Origin of the sequence: Streptomyces sp. NPDC058985 (genome assembly GCF_042740985.1) — a bacterium.
Classification (GTDB): domain Bacteria; phylum Actinomycetota; class Actinomycetes; order Streptomycetales; family Streptomycetaceae; genus Streptomyces.
Map to the genome: position 1 here is coordinate 44,568 of NZ_JBHYJX010000019.1, position 18,911 is coordinate 63,478.

Genomic DNA, 18,911 nt, shown 5'->3' on the forward strand with positions numbered 1-18,911 from the left:
GAAGCCGACGGAATCGGCCTGTGTCCTGGCTAAGAGTCGGCCAGCTCCGCCGACCGCGCACCCGTGGACGGCGGCCGGTCCGGCGCCGGCTCCTTGCGGACGAACGCCCGCCGCAGCGCGTGGTAAGGGGCTTCGGGGTCGAAGAAGATCTCGCGCATGCGGGAGAGTTCACGCTCACGGACCGCCGCCAGTGGTGCGACGGCCTCCCGGCGCTCGTGCTCGGCCTTCTTCGCGGCGAGGCGGGTCTGCGCCCCGGGAGCGGCCGACCAGCGTTCGGCCAGTCGGGTGACCTCGTGGGTGAAGCGCGCGGGCGTGCACTCCACCACCCGGTCGACCAGGCCGGTCTCCCGGGCCCGGCGGGCGCTGACCGGAAGCGCCTCGCGGGTCAGCCGCTCGGCCATGGCGGCGCCCACGCGGCGCGGCAGGCTGTACGTCCAGTACTCGGAGCCGGTCAGGCCCATGAGCCGGTAGTGCGGGTTGAGCACGGAGCCCGAGCGGCACCACACCTCGTCGGCGGCCAGCGCGAGCATGACCCCGCCGGCAGCGGCGTTGCCGCCGATGGCGCTGACGACGAGCCGGTCGGTGGTGGTCAGGACGGCCTCGACGAGGTCGTTCATCGCGTTGATGTTGGCCCAGGACTCAGCGGCCGGATCGGGCGCCGCCTCGATGACGCCGAGGTGGATGCCGTTGGAGAAGAAGTCGCGGGCGCCGCCCAGCACCAGCACGGAGGTAGGCCGGCCGCATGCCGCGCGGTAGGCGTCAAGCAGGCGCCGGCAGTGGTCGGTGGACTGGGCGCCGCCGGGGAACGAGAAGGACAGCACGCCGACCGCGCCCTCCTCCCGGTACCGGATGTCCGACCAGCCGTCGTCGTCCGCCGACGGCAGTACGGGCGCCGGGACCTCCCGCAGTCCGGCGGGCAGCCCGGTCAGTACTCCGGCGGCCAGGGCGAGCGTGGCGGGCAGCTTGCAGGCACGCGGGGCGCCGGCGCCGGTGCGGGCCCGCAGCTCGGGAAGCCACACCGCGCCGTCCACCGTGGCCCGGCAGACCGCGCCCGCGCGGGTGGCGAGCAGGTCGCCGGGGCGTCCGCGCAGCCGCGGCTCGGCGTGGCCGCCGTGCAGGAACCACTCGCGGCCGAGCAACTCGTCGAGGACGCCGGGCTGGGAGTCGGCGGCGCGCAGCTTGCGCAGGACGGTCACGGTCGGGTCGGCGGCCCAGTCGATGCGGCGCGTCCCCTGGCGCATCGGCGGCCGGGTCCGGGCACCGGGCACGCTGGGCAGCGTGCCCTGGCCGAGTGGGGTGTACGTGCCGGACGCGAACCGGTCGACGGCGGTCAGTACGGCGTCCAGGGCGGCGTCGGCCAGCTCGTTGCGGTACAGGTCGCTCTTGCCGACCCGTGGCACCGGACAGGTCGCGGTCGCCCACACGGGGCCCGCGTCCATCTCCTCCTCGGCCTGGAGGACGGTCACGCCCCACGCGCCGGCGCCCTCGTGGACGGCCCAGTCCAGGGAGGACGGCCCGCGGTCGCCGACGGGCCCGGGGTGCACGATCAGGCACGTTCGTCCCGTCCAGACCGCGCGGGGCACGACGGTCTTGAGCATGGGCGCCACGATCAGGTCGGGGGCGTGCCGGTCGACGGCCGCGCTCACGTCGTCCCCGCGGGGCGTCACCTCGGCGTGCACGGTGTGCCCGCGGTCCCGCAGCTCGGCGTGCACACGCTGGGTGAGGCTGTTGTAGGCGCTGGCGATGAGCAGGATGCGCATGGCGACCCTTCCGAGGGTGCGTCGGGCGTCGGTGCTGTGGGCGTCCGGCTGCCTGCGATGGTCGGACAGCCGGGCCCTCGAACGTCGACACCAGCCCCGCACCTCACCCGCACGGGTGACACTTCCCGCCACATGGCAGGGCTCCGACCGAGGGGCACAGAAGTGCCGGCGATCAGGACAAGTGGGACACTTGGAGTGTTCTGGGCACGGACGGACGTGCCCTCCGCGAGCGCACAGGCAGGTCGGCCATGCCCGAGGAACGCAAGACGTCGAAGCCGTCGAACGGCCACGGAACCAGTCGCCACCAGGGCCGCGAGCAGCACGGCTGGTCGCCGGACGTCGACGAGACGCGGCAGCAGGAGGACAATCCGAGCGCCCGCCGGTCCTTCCACGCCGAGAAGCACGCGCCGGGGCGCGGAGCGGGCCGGAAGACCTCGAAGGAGGAGCGCACGCCGGTCCCCGGCGACGTCGCTCCCGACAACGCCCGGCGGGGCGAGAAGCGCGGCGCCGAACCGGAGGAGGGCATGCGGGAGACCGGCGGCCGGGGCCGCTCCGGACGGCCGAGCGGCACGAAGGACGACGCCGCCTTCACCGGCGTCGACCCGGACGAGCCCAAGGGCAGGCACCGGCCCGGCTGATCCCCGCTGCCGCTGCCGACACGCGCGTGATCATGTAGGACCTTCGGAACGTACTGCTGTATTGATGTCCGGACGACCGGCTCCCACCAGCCGTCCGAAGGGCAGACCGTTCCATGCCGTCATCACGTTCCCGCACGCGTGCGCGCACCCCCTGGTACGCCCTCGCGGCGCTCTCCGCCCTGGCCGTGTCCGCCCTGCCGGCCCACGCCCGGTCCGAGAACCGGGCACCGGAGTTCGAGGAGCGGGTCCTCTTCCGGGCGGCCACCGACCCGGGCGGCTACGCCTGCTTCCGCATCCCGGCGATCGTGCGGACGACGGACGGCACGCTGCTCGCCTTCGCCGAGGGCCGCGTCCTGAACTGCGGGGACGCCGCCGACATCGACATCGTCCTCAAGCGCTCCACCGACGGCGGACGCACCTGGGGCCCGCTCCAGGTCGTCAACGACGGCGGCGGCGACACGCACGGCAACCCCGCGCCGGTCGTCGACCGCACCACCGGCCGCGTCCTGCTGACCGAGACCTACAACCCCGGCCGCACCGACGCAGCCAACTGCGCGATCCCCTGCGCCCGCACGCCCCACCTGCAGTACAGCGACGACGACGGCCGCACCTGGTCCGCGCCCCGCGACCTGAGCCCCGAGATCCTGCCGGCCGGCTGGAACTCCTGGTACGCCACCGGCCCCGTGCACGGCGTCCAGCTCACCGGCGGCGGCCACCCCGGACGCCTCGTCGTCGGCGTCAACGCCGAGACCTGGGACGGCGACCGGGTCACCGCCAACCACGCGGCCCTCGTGGTCAGCGACGACGGCGGCGAGCACTGGAAGGTCGGCGCCACCGACACCTGGCCCGTCGCCGCCGACGGCACCTTCCGGCAGAAGCCCTCCGAGCTGACCCTCACCGAACGCGCCGACGGAGCGCTCCTGGTCAGCGGCCGGGAGGAGCGGGGCACCGACCTCGGCCACCGCACCCAGGCCGTCAGCCGGGACGGCGGCGACAGCTTCGAGGCCCCCTTCCGCGCCCTGCCCGGCCTGTACACCCCGCAGGTGCAGGGGGCCCTGCTCCGCCTGGGCGACCGGATGCTGCTCTCCGCCCCCGCCGATCCCGACCGCCGCCGGACGATGTCGGTCCGCTCCTCCTACGACTCCGGCGCGACCTGGGACAGCGTGGACCGGGGCACTGTGATCACCCGGGACTGGTCGGGCTACTCCGACATGGTGGCCGTCGACGACACGACGGTGGGCCTCCTGTACGAGGCCGGGGCGGTCGACGCCCGCGACGAGATCCGCTTCGCCCGCTTCACCGAGGACTGGCTCCTGCCGCGCCGGGCCGCCGATCCCACCACCTCCGACCTCGCCCCCGGCGCGGCGCCCGCCGCGGTGCTCGGTGGTGCCGGGACGACGTCCGGCGCGGTGGGCGGTGCGCTCGCCTTCGACGGCGCCGACGACGCCGTACGGCTGCCGTTCGACGAGCGGCTGCCGCTGGGGGCCGGTGACTTCACGGCGTCGCTGCGGTTCCGGTACTCGGCGGCCGGCGGGGAGCAGCCGCTGCTGTGGATGGGCGGCGTCGGGACCTCGCAGCCGCAGGTGTGGCTGCGGGCCGAGCCCGGCGACGGGCGGGTCCAGGGGCTGATCACCGCGCGCGACGGCGCGGCGGCCCCGCGCTCGGCGTGGGTGCGCACCGACGGCGCGCTCAACGACGGGCGCTGGCACCACCTGGCGCTGCGCCGTGGCGGGGGCCGGCTCGCGCTGTTCGTGGACGGTACGGCGGTCGGCGAGACGGCGGACGTGCCCGGGTCGGTCGGCCGTGACTCGCCGTTCGGCGTGCACATCGGCGAGCGCGTGGACGGCAGGGCCCGCCTCACCGGCGCGGTCGACGACGTGCACGTGTGGAACCGGGCGCTGACCGACGAGGAGATCGCCGCCGCGGACCCGTCCGCGGCCATCGGGAACACCGTCCTGCACCTGCCCATGGACACCGTGGACGGGGTGGCCGCGGGCGGCTGAGCGCAGCGCCGGGCGGCTCAGCCGCGGCCGGTGCGCACCGGGGCCGGCACGGACGCGGCGGTGTCGTCGCCGCCTGGCGCGGGCACCTCCGGATCGTGGGAGCGGCGCTTGGCGATGACCGCGCACACCATGAGCTGCATCTGGTGGAAGAGCATCAGCGGCAGCACGGCCAGCGAAGCGTGGGCGCCGAACAGGACACTCGCCATGGGCAGTCCGGCGGCGAGCGACTTCTTCGACCCCGCGAACTGGATCGCGATCCGGTCCTCCCGGCCGAAGCCGAGCCCCTTCGCCCCGTACCAGGTCAGCAGCAGCATCACGGCGAGCAGCACCGCCTGAACGGCCAGCAGCCCGGCCAGCCGGACGGGGCTCACCTGGTGCCAGATGCCCTGGACCATGCCCTCGCTGAACGCGGTGTAGACGACGAGGAGGATCGAGCCGCGGTCGACGAGCTGGAGGACCTTCTTGTGCCGGGCGACGAAGCCCCCGATCCAGCGGCGCAGCACCTGCCCGGCGGTGAACGGCACCAGGAGTTGCAGCACGATCTCCAGCACCGAGTCGGCGGAGAACCCGCCCCCGCCGCTGCCGAGCAGGGCGGCGGCCAGCAGCGGCGTGACGACGATGCCCACCAGCGAGGAGAAGGACCCGGCGCAGATCGCGGCGGGCACGTTGCCGCGGGCGATGGAGGTGAAGGCGATCGAGGACTGGATGGTGGAGGGGACCAGGGTCAGGAAGAGCAGGCCCTGGTACAGCGGATCGGTCAGGAAGACGGGCACGAGTCCGCGCGACGCCAGCCCGAGCAGCGGGAAGACGACGAAGGTGCAGGCCAGCACGGTGACGTGGAGCCGCCAGTGGCGTACTCCGTCCATCGCCTCACGGGTGGAGAGCCGGGCGCCGTAGAGGAAGAAGAGGAACGCGATCGCGGCGGTGGAGGCACCGGAGGCGACGTCCGCGCCCGTGCCGCGGGCGGGCAGCAGGGCCGCGAGGCCCACCGTCCCGAGCAGCAGCAGGATGTACGGGTCGATCGGCATCCAAGGGGGCCATCGCAGGCGTTTCACGGTGCTCCACTTGCTTGTTCACGGTCATTCGGGAGCTCACGTCCGAAGGCTCGCGGGTCCCCGCTCCATCCTGCTCGCCCGCGCTGCGATCGGGAATCCGGTATACCGCTCTGACTGTCATCACGTACCGCGATAGCCTGGTGCCGTGTACGAACCCTCCCACCTGCGTACCTTCCTGTCGGTGGCGCAGACGCTGAGCTTCACGCAGGCCGCCCGGCGGCTCGGGCTGCGTCAGTCGACCGTGAGCCAGCACGTGCGGCGGCTGGAGGACGCCACGGGGCGTCAGCTGTTCAGCCGCGACACGCACTCGGTGGAGCTGACGGAGGACGGGGAGGCGATGCTCGGGTTCGCCCGCCGGATCCTGGAGGTGCACGAGCAGGCCACCGCCTTCTTCACCGGCACCCGGCTGCGCGGGCGGCTCCGGTTCGGGGCCTCGGAGGACTTCGTGCTGACCCGGCTGCCGGAGATCCTGGAGGGCTTCCGGCACGACCACCCCGAGGTCGACCTGGAGCTGACGGTGGAGCTGTCGGGCACGCTGCACCAGCAGCTGGCCGACGGGGAGCTGGACCTGGTGCTGGCCAAGCGGCGGCCCGAGGACCCGCGGGGCGAGCCGGTCTGGAGCGACCGGCTGGTGTGGATCGGCGCGGAGCGGCTGCGCCTCGACCCCGACCGCCCGGTGCCGTTGATCGTCTATCCGCCGCCGGGCATCACCCGGGCGCTCGCGCTGGAGGCCCTCCAGCGACAGGGCCGGGAGTGGCACGTCGCGTGCACCAGCGGCAGCCTCAACGGCCTGATCGCGGCCGCCCGCGCGGGCCTGGGCGTGATGGCGCACTCGCGCGGGCTCGTCCCGCCCGGCCTGGTACGCGTCCCGGACCGGGCCGGACTGCCCGAGCTGGGCCGCGTCGACTTCGTACTGGTGCACGGGCGGCGCCGGCCCTCCGCGCAGGGCGCGGCGGACGCGCTGGCGGCGGCGGTCCTCGCGGGCGGCGACCGGCTCCACCGGCCTCAGCGGCCGGGGCTCGGATAGGTGAGCTGCTTGACCCGGCGAAGGAAGGGGCGACGCCTCCACGTGCTGGACGCGCACGGTCTGGCGGGCGGTGCGGCGAAGGAGCCGGCGACACCGTACCGGCGGTAAGTGGGTCGTACAGATTCGGTGGAGATTACGCCACCGAAACTTACTCAACCGTCAGGAATCTGTCCGACCCTTCCCCATGTGAGCGCATTTTCTCTCGCTGACCAGCGCGAACATGAGCCCTGCTCGATTTTGGCACCCCTCCCGTCCCCGCTTCGGGTGGGGTAGCTTTCACCGCGCTGTGCGGGGGGTTCATTCCAGAGCGGGGAGCGGGGTTTGCGTGAGTTCACCAGTCCTCCCTTGACGTCGGCATCGCCGGTGGGCGGTCTGGCCGACGTCGTCTTCGAGCATGCCCAGGAGGATCCGGAGTACATCGTCCTGGGGCGCAAGGACGCGGCCGGGCAGTGGCGGGACGTCAGCGCGGGTGCGTTCCGCGACGAGGTGCTGGCGCTCGCCAAGGGGCTGCTCGCCCAGGGCATCCGCTTCGGCGACCGGGTCGCCATCATGTCCCGCACCCGCTACGAGTGGACCCTGTTCGACTTCGCCCTGTGGACGATCGGCGCCCAGGTGGTGCCGGTCTACCCGACCTCCTCGGCCGACCAGTGCATGTGGATGCTCTACGACGCCGAGGTGACGGCCGCGGTCGTGGAGCACGAGGACCACGCGATGACGATCGCCACCGTGATCGACCGGCTGCCGCACCTGCGCGGCCTGTGGCAGCTCGACTCGGGCGCCGTCCAGGAGCTGTACGACGCGGGGGCGCACCTCGACGACGAGGTGGTCCACCGGCACCGCAAGGCGGTCACGCCCGACTCGGTGGCCACCATCATCTACACCTCCGGCACCACCGGACGACCCAAGGGCTGTGTCATCTCGCACGGCAACTTCATGTGGGAGGCGGACACCGTCATCGAGCGGTGGGAGCCGGTGTTCCACTCCAGGAAGGGCGACGAGGCGGCGACCCTGCTGTTCCTGCCGCTCGCCCACGTCTTCGGCCGGATGGTGGAGGTCGCGGCGGTCCGCGGCAAGGTCCGCTTCGGCCACCAGCCGCAGCTGAACGCCGCGGCCCTGCTGCCCGACCTGGCGGCCTTCAGACCCACGTTCATCCTGGCCGTGCCGTACATCTTCGAGAAGGTGTTCAACGCGGCCCGGCGCAAGGCCGAGAAGGAGGGCAAGGGCGGCCCCTTCGAGAAGGCCGTCGACGTGGCCGTCAAGTACGCCGACGCGGTGGAGGCGAAGGCCTGGGGCACCGGGCCGGGGCCGTCCGCGGGACTGCGGATGCAGCACCAGCTGTTCGAGAAGCTCGTCTACGCCAAGGTGCGGGCGGCGATGGGCGGCCGCATCCGCAACGCCATGTCGGGCGGCTCGGCGATGGACCGGCGGCTGGGTCTGTTCTTCGCGGGCGCGGGCGTGCAGATCTACGAGGGCTACGGCCTGACCGAGTCCACGGCGGCGGCCACCGCCAACCCGCCCGAGCGCACCCGCTACGGCACGGTCGGCCGCCCGGTCCCCGGCGTCACCGTGCACATCGCGGACGACGGCGAGATCTGGCTGAACGGCGAGAACGTCTTCCAGGGCTACCTCAACAACCCGAAGGCCACCGACGAGACCCTGCACGACGGATGGCTGGCCACCGGCGACCTGGGCGCCCTGGACGAGGACGGCTACCTCACCATCACCGGCCGCAAGAAGGAGATCCTGGTGACCTCCGGCGGCAAGAGCGTCTCCCCGGGGCTGCTGGAGGAGCGCGTGCGGGACCACCCGCTGATCAACCAGTGCATCGTCGTCGGCAACGACCGCCCCTACGTCGCCGCCCTCATCACCCTGGACCAGGAGGCCGTCGAGCACTGGCTGGCGATGCGGAACAAGCCGCAGATGCCCCCGGCGGACCTGGTGCACGACTCCGACCTGGAGACGGAGGTGCGGCGCGCGGTCGTCGCGGCCAACACGCTCGTGTCGCAGGCCGAGTCGATCCGCACCTTCCGCATCCTCGCCCAGCCGTTCACCGAGGAGCACGGCCTGCTGACGCCTTCGCTGAAACTGAAGCGCAAGGCCATCGAGAACGCCTACGGTGCGGAGGTCGCGGCGCTTTACACGGCGTGAGTTCCCCGGTCAGGAATGCGCAAGAGCTCGTGATCGTTGACGATATGAGTACCACCTGACCACAACCGAAGGATCAAGAGCTCGTGAGCAGCAAGGTCCCCCCGATCATCCTGAACAACGGCGTCGAGATGCCCCAGCTGGGCTTCGGCGTCTGGCAGGTGCCGGACGACGAGGCAGAGACCGCCGTGGTCCAGGCGCTGGAGGCCGGGTACCGCAGCATCGACACAGCGGCGATCTACGGCAACGAAGAGGGCACCGGCAGGGCGCTCGCCGCCTCCGGCGTGGCCCGCGAGGATCTCTTCGTCACCACCAAGCTCTGGAACAGCGAGCAGGGGTACGACTCCACCCTCCGCGCCTTCGACGCCTCACTGGCGAAGCTGGGCCTGGAGTACCTGGACCTCTACCTGATCCACTGGCCCATGCCGGCCAAGGACCGGTATGTCGACACGTACAAGGCGTTCGAGAAGCTGCTCGCCGACGGGCGGGTGCGGGCCATCGGCGTCTCCAACTTCCTGCCGGAGCACCTGGAGCGGCTGACCGGCGAGACGTCGGTCGTCCCGGCCGTCAACCAGATCGAGCTGCACCCGCACCTCCAGCAGCACGCCTCCCGCGAGGTCCACGCGGAGCAGGGCATCGCCACCGAGGCGTGGTCCCCGCTCGGCTCCGGCAAGGGGATCCTGGAGATCCCGGCGATCGTGGCCATCGCCCAGAAGCACAACCGCACGCCGGCCCAGGTCGTGCTGCGCTGGCACCTCCAGCTCGGCAACGTGGTGATCCCGAAGTCCGTGACGCCGTCGCGGATCAAGGAGAACATCGACGTGTTCGGCTTCACCCTGGACACCGAGGACCTGGCGGCGATCAGCGCGCTGAACGAGGACCGGCGTCTGGGCTCGGACCCGGCGGAGGTCAACTCCTGAGCACCGCCTGAGTCAGGCAGGAGGGGAGGGGCCCGGCCGGGTCCCTCCCCTCGTGTGTCAGTTGGGCTGACCCAGCGGCCGTACGACCACCGTGTTGACGTCGACGCCGGCCGGCTGGGTGGTGGCCCAGAGGATCGAGTCGGCGATCTCGACGTCAAGGGCCCGGCGCGGCGACCGTTCAGACCGGCCGTGCCGCCGTGTACACGGTGTGCGCCACCAGCACGAACACGTCCTGCCGCCGGTGCACGCTCCCCTCGTCCCCGGGGTCGAGCAGCCGGTCCAGGGTCTCCCGGTCCACGGCGTCCAGGCCGTCGCCGACCCGCTCGCGGAGCCGGGAGAGGGAGGACGCCGCGTAGTCGCGGGCCGCGTCGGAGACGGGCGCGGGCAGGTCGAGCAGGAAACTGCGGGTGCCGGTGTGCTTCAGGCCGGCCGCGGTCAGCAGCGCGGGCCAGTCCTCCGTCTCGGGCACGGAGCCGGGCAGGCTCGCACGCATCTCGGCGAAGAAGTCCTCCTCCACGGCGTGGATCCTGGCCTGGAGCCCGGGACGCCCGAACCCGATGTCGCGGGGCAGGAACCGGGCGGGCAGTCCGCCCTCCAGGATCGCCAGCGTGCCGCCGGGCGCGAGGTGCCCGCCGAGGGCGGCGAGGGCGGCGCGCTGGTCGCCGAGGTGGTGCAGGCTCTGGCTCGCCCACATCAGGTCGGCGGGGTACTCCAGCTCGCCCAGGGCGCCGGGCAGGTCGCCGGTGAGGGTGCCGAAGCGGTCGCCGACACCGAGCCGGGCGGCCCGGTCCCGGGCCCGTTCCAGCAGCGGACCGGCGCCGTCGGCGGCGACGACGCGGGCGCCGGGGAAGACGTCGGCGAACAGGCAGGTGACGACGCCCGGTCCGCTTCCGACGTCGACGACCAGGCCGGGGTCGGTCACGTCCCGCGCCAGCCAGCTCATGGCCTGCCGGTACAGCGGCGTGTACAGCTCCGCCTGCGCCTCGAGGAGCGGGGCCATCTCGGCCCAGTCCAGGTCGGTGTGGTCGTGACCGGTTCCGTGCCCGTGTCCATGTCCGTGCCCGTGTCCATGTCCGTGCCCGTGTCCATGTCCGGGCGTGGAACCGTGCTCGTCGTGGTGGTGGTCGTGCGCCATGCTGGTCAGCCTCCCGTTCGCGGTGACCTCAGGGTGCGACGACTCACCCCGTTCGGGCAAACAACGTTGCCGGTCCCGCAAAAAAAAGGGGAGGCCGCCAGGGCCCGGCCCGCAAGGACCGGACCCCGGTGACTCACCTGTGGGGGAAGCCGCTCACGACAGCGGCGGGTAGGCGTTCTTCATCAGCTCCTGGAACTGCGCGGAGAACCAGTGCCCGGAGACCGGGGCGTTCGCCAGCGCGCCCGAGGGGTTGTTGCCGTTGCGCGCGTTGCCCTCGTAGGTGGGGTCGCACATCCGGTCGAAGCCCTTGCCCTCGTCGTTCGGGATCTCCTCGCTCGCGCCGTCGGACTCGCCCGGGGGCTTCATCCAGACGTATGCGTCGATCCCGGCGGCGGGGCTCGCCTGGGGACGTTCGCCGAGGCCGGCTCCCGACTGGTTGCACCAGTTGCCGAGGTGGATGCGGCGGTCGTAGCGTCCGCCGTCCACGTAGGTGTCCACGCTGGTCGTCGCGCCCGGGCCGGTGGGCCGGGCGGTGCCGCCCCAGCCGTTGCGGGAGGTGTCGATCAGCATGCCGAGGTTCTGGTCGAAGCCGATCGAGACCAGCTTGTCGCGCATGGCCTGGGCGTAGGACAGCTCGTCGGTGTACTGGTTCCAGTCGACCCACTTGGACTGGCGCACGGAGGTTCCGTTCACCGAGTCGGTGATCTTGAAGTTCTCCTCCTTCAGGGCGCTGTAGTTGGCGGTGTTGACGATGAAGCCGTGCACGTCGGCGACGGTCGCCCCCTCGGTGGTGGCGGCGGCCTTGAACATGTCGGCGGAGGGGCCGAAGTTGCTGTCCCAGCCGAGCCAGCCGTGGTGGCCGGCGTCGACGTAGTTGTAGACGTTGCCGATGTCGCCGAGCTTGTTCAGGGCGTAGCCGACGCCCTTCTGGTAGTTGCCGTTGGCCTTCATCACGTCGCAGTTCGGCGTGGCGGTCGGCCGGCCGCTGACATTGGTGACCAGGTTGGGCAGCGAGTCGATCTCGACGGTGGTGACGATCCGGAGGCCCGCGTACTTCGGGTCCGCCAGGATCTCGGCGATCGGGTCGATGTACTCGGTCTTGTACCGGTCGATCTCCGTCGGGCCCAGCTCGCCGTTGGAGGCGAGGGCGGCACAGTCACGGCCGGGGAGGTTGTAGATGACGAGCTGGACGGCGAGTTCGCCGGAGCCCTTCTGCGTCAGTGCCTCGTCGAGGTGGTCGCGCAGCCCCATACCGCCGTTCACGCCTTCGATGGCGGCGATCCGGTCCAGCCACACGCCGGTGGGCTGGTCGGCGATGCGGTCCCCGCCGGGCTCGGCGGCGGCGTTAGCGGACCACTCGGGGTTCACGTACACCTGGGCACCGTCATAGGGGTTGTCCACCCGGTCCGACGGTTCGGTCGGGTCCGTCGGGTCGGTCGGGTCCGTCGGGTCCGTCGGGTCGGTCGGTCCGCCGTCGACGTTGCAGGTCACGCCGTTGAGGGTGAAGGTGGCCGGGACCGCGTTGGCGCCGCTGTAGGTGGCCTGGAAGCCGAAGCTGGCCGAACCGCCCGTGGCGAGGGTGCCGTTGTACGACTCGTTGGCCGCGGTGACGGCGGCACCGCTCTGGCTGACCTTCGCGTTCCAGCCGTTGGTGACCTTCTGGCTGCCGGCATAGGTCCATCCCAGCGACCAGTTCGAGGTGGCGGCACCATTGTTGGTGACCGTCACGGCGGCGGTGAAGCCGCTTCCCCAGTCGTTCTGCACCTTGTAGTCGACGGTGCAGGCGGCGGCCGCGGCTCCGGCGCTCGCGGAGTGGGCGGCCAGCGCCGTGCCGGAGGCGCCGGCGACCAGCGTCAGGGCAGCGAGCATCGCGGTTCTGGTACGGGTCATGAGTGCGGGTTCCTTCTTTCGTGGGGGTGCGGGTGCTGTCGTCCGGGACCGCGCGTCCCTCGGCGCGGTCCGCTGCCGGTCGGCATGGGGGTGCCGTCGTGATCGAAGGTCAGGAACGGCCCACGGGCACGGTGCGGGAGCCCGGGGCGGGTACGGGCCGGCGGGCCGGCCGAAGGCGCGCGGGAGGACAGGCCGCGGCTGCGGCTAAAAGTCCTGAACGCGGAAGGTGGAGCGGGGGGTGTCGCATGAGCGACTCCTTACAGCTCGGGCACGCCGTGACGGACGCGCCGACTGATGGAACCGCTCCCACTGGTTCAGCGAAGGTAGCGCCAAGTGACGGCAAAGAACAGAGGAGTTACCGACTTTCTCTCCGCTCGGCCTGTCGAATCATTTCGACTCTTCACGCATCTTGACCCCCGATGCCCCTCTCCCCACTATGGGAGCGCTCCCACTGGTTCAAGGCTTGTTGCTCCTCCCCCACCCCTCCCCGAGCCGCAAGGAGGAACCAGCACCATGCACCCCCGACACAGACACAGACGCCGCACCGCGCGGCGGCTGTGGACCGCCGCACTGGCGGCCCTCGCACTGCCCCTCACGATGCTGGGCACCGGTTCGACTCCCGCCCAGGCGGCCGCACTTCAGTGCAGCGTGGACTACAGGACGAACGACTGGGGCTCGGGCTTCACCGCGGAGCTGACGCTCACCAACCGCGGCACCGACGCCATCGACGGCTGGACGCTGACGTACGCCTACGCGGGCGACCAGAAGCTGACCAACGGCTGGAACGGCACCTGGTCCCAGTCGGGCCGGAACGTCACGGTCAGGAGCGCCTCGTACAACGGGCGGGTCGCCGCCGGGGCCGCCGTCACCACCGGGGGGCAGTTCACGTACAGCGGCACCAACACGGCACCCACGGACTTCGCGGTCAACGGCACCTCCTGCGCCGGCGCGCACCAGCCGCCGATCACGGTGCTGACCAGTCCGGAGGCGGGCGCGGTGTACTCACAGGGCGAGGCGGTGCCGCTCGCGGCCACGGCCGCCGCGGCCGACGGCGCCGGCGTCAGCAAGGTGGAGTTCTACGACGACACCACCCTGCTCGGCACCGACACCAGCGCGCCCTACACGCACTCGGCCTCCGGCTTGACCGTGGGCAGTCATTCCCTGGTGGCGAAGGCGTACGACAGCACGGGCGCCACCGGCAGTTCGACGCCGGTCGGCATCACGGTCGCCTCGGGACCGGCCGTGGTCGCCTCACCCGGCCAACTCGGTGTACAGCAGGGCGAGTCGGGGACGTACGAGGTCAAGCTGTCGAAGCAGCCGGCCGCCAGTGTCACCGTCACGACGTCCCGCGCGAGCGGAAACACTGGGCTCTCGCTGACCGGTGGGGCGAGTCTCACCTTCACCCCGTCGAACTGGGACACCGCCCAGCGGGTGACCGTCTCCGCGGACGCCTCCGGCAGCGGCTCGGCCGTCTTCGAGTCGACGGCCCCCGGTCACGGCAAGGCCTCGGTCACCGTGACCCAGCTGGCCGCGGCGAAGGACTACGACGCCCGCTTCCTGGAGCTGTACGGGAAGATCACCGACCCCGCGAACGGCTACTTCTCCCCCGAGGGCATCCCGTACCACTCGGTCGAGACGCTGATCGTCGAGGCGCCCGACCACGGGCACGAGACGACCTCCGAGGCGTACAGCTACCTGCTGTGGCTCCAGGCCATGTACGGCAAGGTGACCGGCGACTGGTCGAGGTTCAACAACGCCTGGGAGATCATGGAGACGTACATGATCCCCACGCACGCCGACCAGCCGACCAACTCGGCCTACAACGCCTCGGAACCGGCCACCTACGCCCCCGAACTGGACACGCCGAACGAGTATCCGGCACCCCTGGACGGCGAGGTCTCCGTCGGTCCCGACCCGATCGCCGGCGAGCTGAGGTCGGCGTACGGCACCGACGACGTCTACGGCATGCACTGGCTCCAGGACGTCGACAACACCTACGGCTACGGCAACTCGCCGGGCAAGTGCGAGGCGGGTCCGACGGACACCGGTCCCTCCTACATCAACACCTTCCAGCGCGGCGCGCAGGAGTCGGTGTGGGAGACGGTGCCGCAGCCCACCTGCGACGCCTTCGAGTACGGCGGCCCCAACGGCTACCTCGACCTGTTCACCGGCGACGCGTCCTACGCGAAGCAGTGGAAGTTCACCAACGCACCGGACGCCGACGCGCGGGCCGTGCAGGCCGCGTACTGGGCGGACGTCTGGGCCGAGGAGCAGGGCAAGGGCGACGAGATCGCCGGGACCCTCGACAAGGCCGCGAAGATGGGCGACTACCTGCGCTACGCCATGTTCGACAAGTACTTCAAGAAGGTCGGCGACTGCGTGGGACCGTCGAGCTGCCCGGCCGGCACCGGCAAGGACTCCTCGCACTACCTGCTGTCCTGGTACTACGCCTGGGGCGGCGCGGTGGACACCTCGGCGGGCTGGGCCTGGCGCATCGGCTCCAGCCACACCCACGGCGGCTACCAGAACCCGCTGGCCGCGTACGCGCTGAGCACCTACGCCGACCTCAAGCCCAAGTCGGCCACCGGCGCCTCCGACTGGGCCAAGTCCCTGGACCGGCAGGTGGAGTTCTACCGCTGGCTGCAGTCCGACGAGGGGGCCATCGCGGGCGGCGCGACCAACAGCTGGGCGGGCCGGTACGCGACACCGCCGGCCGGTACGCCGACCTTCTACGGCATGTACTACGACGAGAAGCCGGTGTACCACGACCCGCCGTCCAACCAGTGGTTCGGCTTCCAGGCGTGGTCCATGGAGCGGGTCGCCGAGTACTACCAGCAGAGCGGGGACGCCGCGGCGAAGGAGGTCCTGGACAAGTGGGTCGACTGGGCGCTGTCGGAGACGACGGTCAACCCGGACGGCACCTTCCTGATCCCCTCGACGATGCAGTGGTCCGGGCAGCCCGACACCTGGAACGCGTCCTCCCCGGGTGACAACGGCGACCTGCACGTCACCGTCTCGGACTACACCAACGACGTCGGTGTGGCGGCGGCGTACGCCAAGACCCTGACCTACTACGCCGACCGCTCGGGCGACACGGAGGCGGCCGCGACCGCCAAGGCGCTCCTCGACGGCATGTGGGAGAACAACCAGGACGCGCTCGGCATCGCCGTCCCGGAGACCCGCGCCGACTACAACCGCTTCGACGACCCGGTGTACGTCCCGAACGGCTGGACCGGGACCATGCCGAACGGCGACACGATCGACGCGTCGTCGACGTTCGCCTCGATCCGCTCCTTCTACCAGGACGACCCGGCCTGGTCGAAGATCGAGGACTATCTCGCGGGCGGTGCCGCGCCCACGTTCACGTACCACCGGTTCTGGGCACAGGCGGACATCGCCCTCGCCATGGGTTCGTACGCGGAGCTTCTGGAATAGCCCCCGCGGGGCGCTCCGCGGGTTGGGCGGGTTCTTTGGCTGCGGGCCGAGTGTGGCTGGTCGCGCAGTTCCCCGCGCCCCTTCGGGGCGCCTCAAGGCTCCGTGTGCTGGTCCTGTCACCGGACGACGGGACCCAACCGCCGGGCGGCCCTCGTTCATGGCGAGGGCCGCCCGTGCTCGTATGCGTTCTGCTCCTGACGGAAGGACGGTTCCCCACCGTGCGAAGAACCAGGATCCTCACCGTTCTGCTGGCGCTCGCCGCCGGTCTCCTGGCGGGCAGCCCGCCCACCGCACTGGCCGCCGGTACCCCGGAGGCGGCGCTCACCGCCGACACCTACACCTGGAAGAACGCCCGTGTCGACGGCGGCGGATTCGTCCCCGGCATCGTCTTCAACCGCACCGAGAAGGACCTGGCCTACGCCCGTACCGACATCGGCGGCGCCTACCGCTGGCAGGAGTCGTCCCGCACCTGGACGCCGCTCCTCGACCACGTCGGCTGGGACGACTGGGGGCACACGGGCGTGGCCAGTATCGCCACCGACTCCGTCGACCCCGACCGGGTGTACGCGGCGGTCGGCACCTACACCAACGACTGGGACCCGGGCAACGGCGCGGTGCTCCGCTCCGCCGACCGGGGCGCGACCTGGGCGAAGACGGACCTGCCGTTCAAACTGGGCGGCAACATGCCGGGCCGGGGCATGGGCGAACGCCTGGCCGTCGACCCGCACGACAACGACGTGCTCTACCTGGGCGCCCCCAGCGGCCACGGACTGTGGCGGTCGGCCGACGCGGGCGTGACCTGGTCCGAGGTGACGGCCTTCCCGAACCCCGGGAACTACGCGCAGGACCCCGGCGACACGTCCGGCTACGCCTCCGACAACCAGGGCGTCACCTGGGTCACCTTCGACGAGTCGACGGGGTCGGCGGGCGCGGCCACGGAGACCGTCTACGTCGGCGTCGCCGACAAGGAGAACGCCGTCTACCGCTCGACGGACGCGGGCGCGACCTGGGAGCGGGTCGCCGGCCAGCCCACCGGCTTCCTGGCCCACAAGGGCGTCCTGGACGCGGAGAACGGATACCTGTACCTGGCCTACAGCGACACGGGCGGGCCGTACGACGGCGGCAAGGGGCGGCTGTACCGGTACGCGACGGCGACGGGCGCCTGGACGGACATCAGCCCGGTCGCGGAGGCGGACACCTACTTCGGGTTCAGCGGACTGACCGTCGACCGGCAGAACCCGGGGACGGTCATGGCGACGGCGTACAGCTCCTGGTGGCCGGACACGCAGATCTTCCGCTCGACGGACAGCGGGGCGACGTGGACGCAGGCGTGGGAGTACACGTCGTACCCGACCCGCCAGAACCGCTACACGATGGACGTCTCCTCCTCCCCGTGGCTCACCTGGGGCGCGAACCCGGCTCCGCCCGAGCAGACCCCGAAGCTGGGCTGGATGACGGAGGCGCTGGAGATCGACCCGTTCGACCCGGACCGGATGATGTACGGCACGGGCGCCACGATCTACGGCACCGAGAACCTCACGAACTGGGACGACGAGGGCGGCACCTTCGCCATCGAGCCCATGGTGCGCGGCCTGGAGGAGACGGCGGTCAACGACCTGGCCGCTCCCCCGTCCGGCGCCCCGCTGCTCAGCGCGCTGGGCGACATCGGCGGCTTCCGGCACACCAGCCTGACCGAGGTCCCGTCGATGATGTACACCTCCCCCAACTTCACCTCCACCACGAGCCTCGACTTCGCGGAGAAGAACCCGGACACGGTCGTCCGGGCCGGCAACCTCGACTCCGGCCCGCACATCGCGTTCTCCACGGACAACGGCGCCAACTGGTTCGGCGGCAGCGACCCGGCGGGGGTGAGCGGCGGCGGCACGGTCGCGGCGGGCGCGGACGGCGGACGCTTCGTGTGGAGCCCCGAGGGCGCCGGCGTGCACCACACGACGGGTTTCGGCACGTCCTGGCAGGCGTCGAACGGCATCCCGGCCGGGGCGGTCGTCGAGTCCGACCGCGTCGACCCGCACACCTTCTACGGCTTCAAGTCCGGGACGTTCTACATCAGCACGGACGGCGGCGCGACCTTCACCGCCTCACCGGCGACCGGCCTGCCCTCCGGTGACAGCGTCCGCTTCAAGGCGCTGCCCGGCGCCGAGGGCGACGTCTGGCTGGCGGGCGGGGCGGCGGACGGCCCGTACGGCCTGTGGCACTCGACGGACGGCGGCACCACCTTCACCAAGCTGTCCGGCGTCGACGCGGCCGACACCATCGGCTTCGGCAAGGCGGCCCCGGGCGCGTCCTACCAGACGCTCTACTCCAGTGCGGAGATCGGCGGCGTCCGCGGCATCTTCCGCTCCACCGACGCCGGAGCGAGCTGGACCCGGGTCAACGACGACGCGCACCAGTGGGGCTGGACGGGCGCCGCCATCACCGGGGACCCGCGGGTGTACGGCCGGGTGTACGTGGCGACCAACGGCCGGGGGATCGTGTACGGCGACCCGGTGGGCGGCGGCACCGGCCCCGGCCCCGACCCGGCCCCCACCGGCGCCTGCGAGGTGACGTACACGGTCACGAACCAGTGGCCCGGCGGCTTCCAGGCGGACGTCCGGCTCACCAACACCGGCACGGCGGCCTGGAACGGCTGGTCCCTCGACTGGACGTTCGCGGGCGGCCAGCGGGTGTCCCGGATGTGGAACGCCGAGCACACCCGGTCGGACACCACGGTGACGGCGGGGAACGTCGGCTGGAACGCCCGCGTCGGCCCCGGCGCCTCGGTGAGCTTCGGCTTCACGGGCGAGTGGTCGGGGACCAACGCGGAACCGACCGAATTCCGGATGGCCGGCCGGAGCTGCGCGACCGGCTGAGCCGAGGGTGGGGCGGGCGTCCGAGGGCGCCCG

The 18,911-nt window shown here is 71.9% G+C and carries 11 protein-coding genes and 1 pseudogene; 7 read left to right on the top strand and 5 right to left on the bottom strand.

Annotated elements, in window-relative coordinates:
• Positions 1-29: 29 nt before the first annotated feature.
• On the bottom strand, positions 30-1,760 hold the full coding sequence (locus ACFW01_RS18705) for a hydrogenase maturation protein (RefSeq protein ID WP_384504695.1): 1,731 nt from the start codon (positions 1,758-1,760) through the stop codon (positions 30-32).
• Positions 1,761-2,008: 248 nt separating this feature from the next.
• On the opposite strand from ACFW01_RS18705, the gene ACFW01_RS18710 reads away from it, so the two are divergent.
• Both ACFW01_RS18710 and ACFW01_RS18715 read left to right on the top strand, forming a co-directional pair.
• On the top strand, positions 2,009-2,398 hold the full coding sequence (locus ACFW01_RS18710; RefSeq protein ID WP_384504698.1) for a hypothetical protein: 390 nt from the start codon (positions 2,009-2,011) through the stop codon (positions 2,396-2,398).
• A gap of 113 nt (positions 2,399-2,511) precedes the next feature.
• A complete protein-coding gene (locus ACFW01_RS18715; protein WP_384504701.1) occupies positions 2,512-4,401 on the top strand; it encodes an exo-alpha-sialidase in 1,890 nt (629 codons plus the stop codon).
• Positions 4,402-4,418: 17 nt separating this feature from the next.
• On the opposite strand, the gene ACFW01_RS18720 is transcribed toward ACFW01_RS18715, so the two are convergent.
• Positions 4,419-5,429: a bile acid:sodium symporter family protein gene (locus ACFW01_RS18720; protein ID WP_384504704.1), complete on the bottom strand. Its 1,011-nt coding sequence runs from the start codon at positions 5,427-5,429 to the stop codon at positions 4,419-4,421.
• A gap of 172 nt (positions 5,430-5,601) precedes the next feature.
• On the opposite strand from ACFW01_RS18720, the gene ACFW01_RS18725 reads away from it, so the two are divergent.
• The 3 genes from ACFW01_RS18725 (at position 5,602) to ACFW01_RS18735 (ending at position 9,548) form a co-directional block, all read left to right on the top strand.
• Positions 5,602-6,483, top strand: coding sequence for a LysR substrate-binding domain-containing protein (locus ACFW01_RS18725; RefSeq protein ID WP_234956795.1), 882 nt, complete (start codon positions 5,602-5,604; stop codon positions 6,481-6,483).
• Positions 6,484-6,804: 321 nt separating this feature from the next.
• The gene (locus tag ACFW01_RS18730) at positions 6,805-8,631 is read left to right on the top strand and encodes an AMP-dependent synthetase/ligase (protein WP_384504708.1); all 1,827 of its coding nucleotides are present in this window, start codon (positions 6,805-6,807) and stop codon (positions 8,629-8,631) included.
• An 83-nt stretch (positions 8,632-8,714) separates the two neighbouring features.
• Positions 8,715-9,548 (top strand): aldo/keto reductase, encoded by an 834-nt coding sequence (locus ACFW01_RS18735; RefSeq protein WP_384504711.1) that lies wholly within the window; start codon positions 8,715-8,717, stop codon positions 9,546-9,548.
• A 57-nt stretch (positions 9,549-9,605) separates the two neighbouring features.
• Here ACFW01_RS18735 and ACFW01_RS18740 read toward each other — a convergent pair.
• The 3 genes and pseudogenes from ACFW01_RS18740 to ACFW01_RS18750 form a co-directional block, all read right to left on the bottom strand.
• Positions 9,606-9,698: pseudogene (locus ACFW01_RS18740) on the bottom strand (oxidoreductase); the annotation flags it as partial.
• 28 nt (positions 9,699-9,726) lie between these two features.
• Positions 9,727-10,683, bottom strand: coding sequence for a class I SAM-dependent methyltransferase (locus tag ACFW01_RS18745; RefSeq protein ID WP_384504714.1), 957 nt, complete (start codon positions 10,681-10,683; stop codon positions 9,727-9,729).
• Positions 10,684-10,836: 153 nt separating this feature from the next.
• Positions 10,837-12,573: a glycoside hydrolase family 6 protein gene (locus tag ACFW01_RS18750; protein WP_384504717.1), complete on the bottom strand. Its 1,737-nt coding sequence runs from the start codon at positions 12,571-12,573 to the stop codon at positions 10,837-10,839.
• 513 nt (positions 12,574-13,086) lie between these two features.
• Here ACFW01_RS18750 and ACFW01_RS18755 point away from each other — a divergent pair.
• Entirely contained in the window at positions 13,087-16,008 is a 2,922-nt protein-coding gene (locus ACFW01_RS18755) for a glycoside hydrolase family 48 protein (protein ID WP_384504720.1), read from the top strand.
• Between the two features lie 218 nt (positions 16,009-16,226).
• Positions 16,227-18,878, top strand: a complete 2,652-nt coding sequence (locus tag ACFW01_RS18760; RefSeq protein ID WP_384504723.1) for a cellulose binding domain-containing protein — start codon at positions 16,227-16,229, stop codon at positions 18,876-18,878.
• The last annotated feature ends 33 nt before the right edge of the window (positions 18,879-18,911 follow it).

Excerpts from the sequence above, each read along its gene's own strand:
- ACFW01_RS18705 (WP_384504695.1), bottom strand. The coding sequence starts at position 1,760 with ATGCGCATCCTGCTCATCGCCAGCGCCTACAACAGCCTCACCCAGCGT.
- ACFW01_RS18710 (WP_384504698.1), top strand. The coding sequence starts at position 2,009 with ATGCCCGAGGAACGCAAGACGTCGAAGCCGTCGAACGGCCACGGAACC.
- ACFW01_RS18715 (WP_384504701.1), top strand. The coding sequence starts at position 2,512 with ATGCCGTCATCACGTTCCCGCACGCGTGCGCGCACCCCCTGGTACGCC.
- ACFW01_RS18720 (WP_384504704.1), bottom strand. The coding sequence starts at position 5,429 with ATGCCGATCGACCCGTACATCCTGCTGCTGCTCGGGACGGTGGGCCTC.
- ACFW01_RS18745 (WP_384504714.1), bottom strand. The coding sequence starts at position 10,683 with ATGGCGCACGACCACCACCACGACGAGCACGGTTCCACGCCCGGACAT.
- ACFW01_RS18750 (WP_384504717.1), bottom strand. The coding sequence starts at position 12,573 with ATGACCCGTACCAGAACCGCGATGCTCGCTGCCCTGACGCTGGTCGCC.
- ACFW01_RS18755 (WP_384504720.1), top strand. The coding sequence starts at position 13,087 with ATGCACCCCCGACACAGACACAGACGCCGCACCGCGCGGCGGCTGTGG.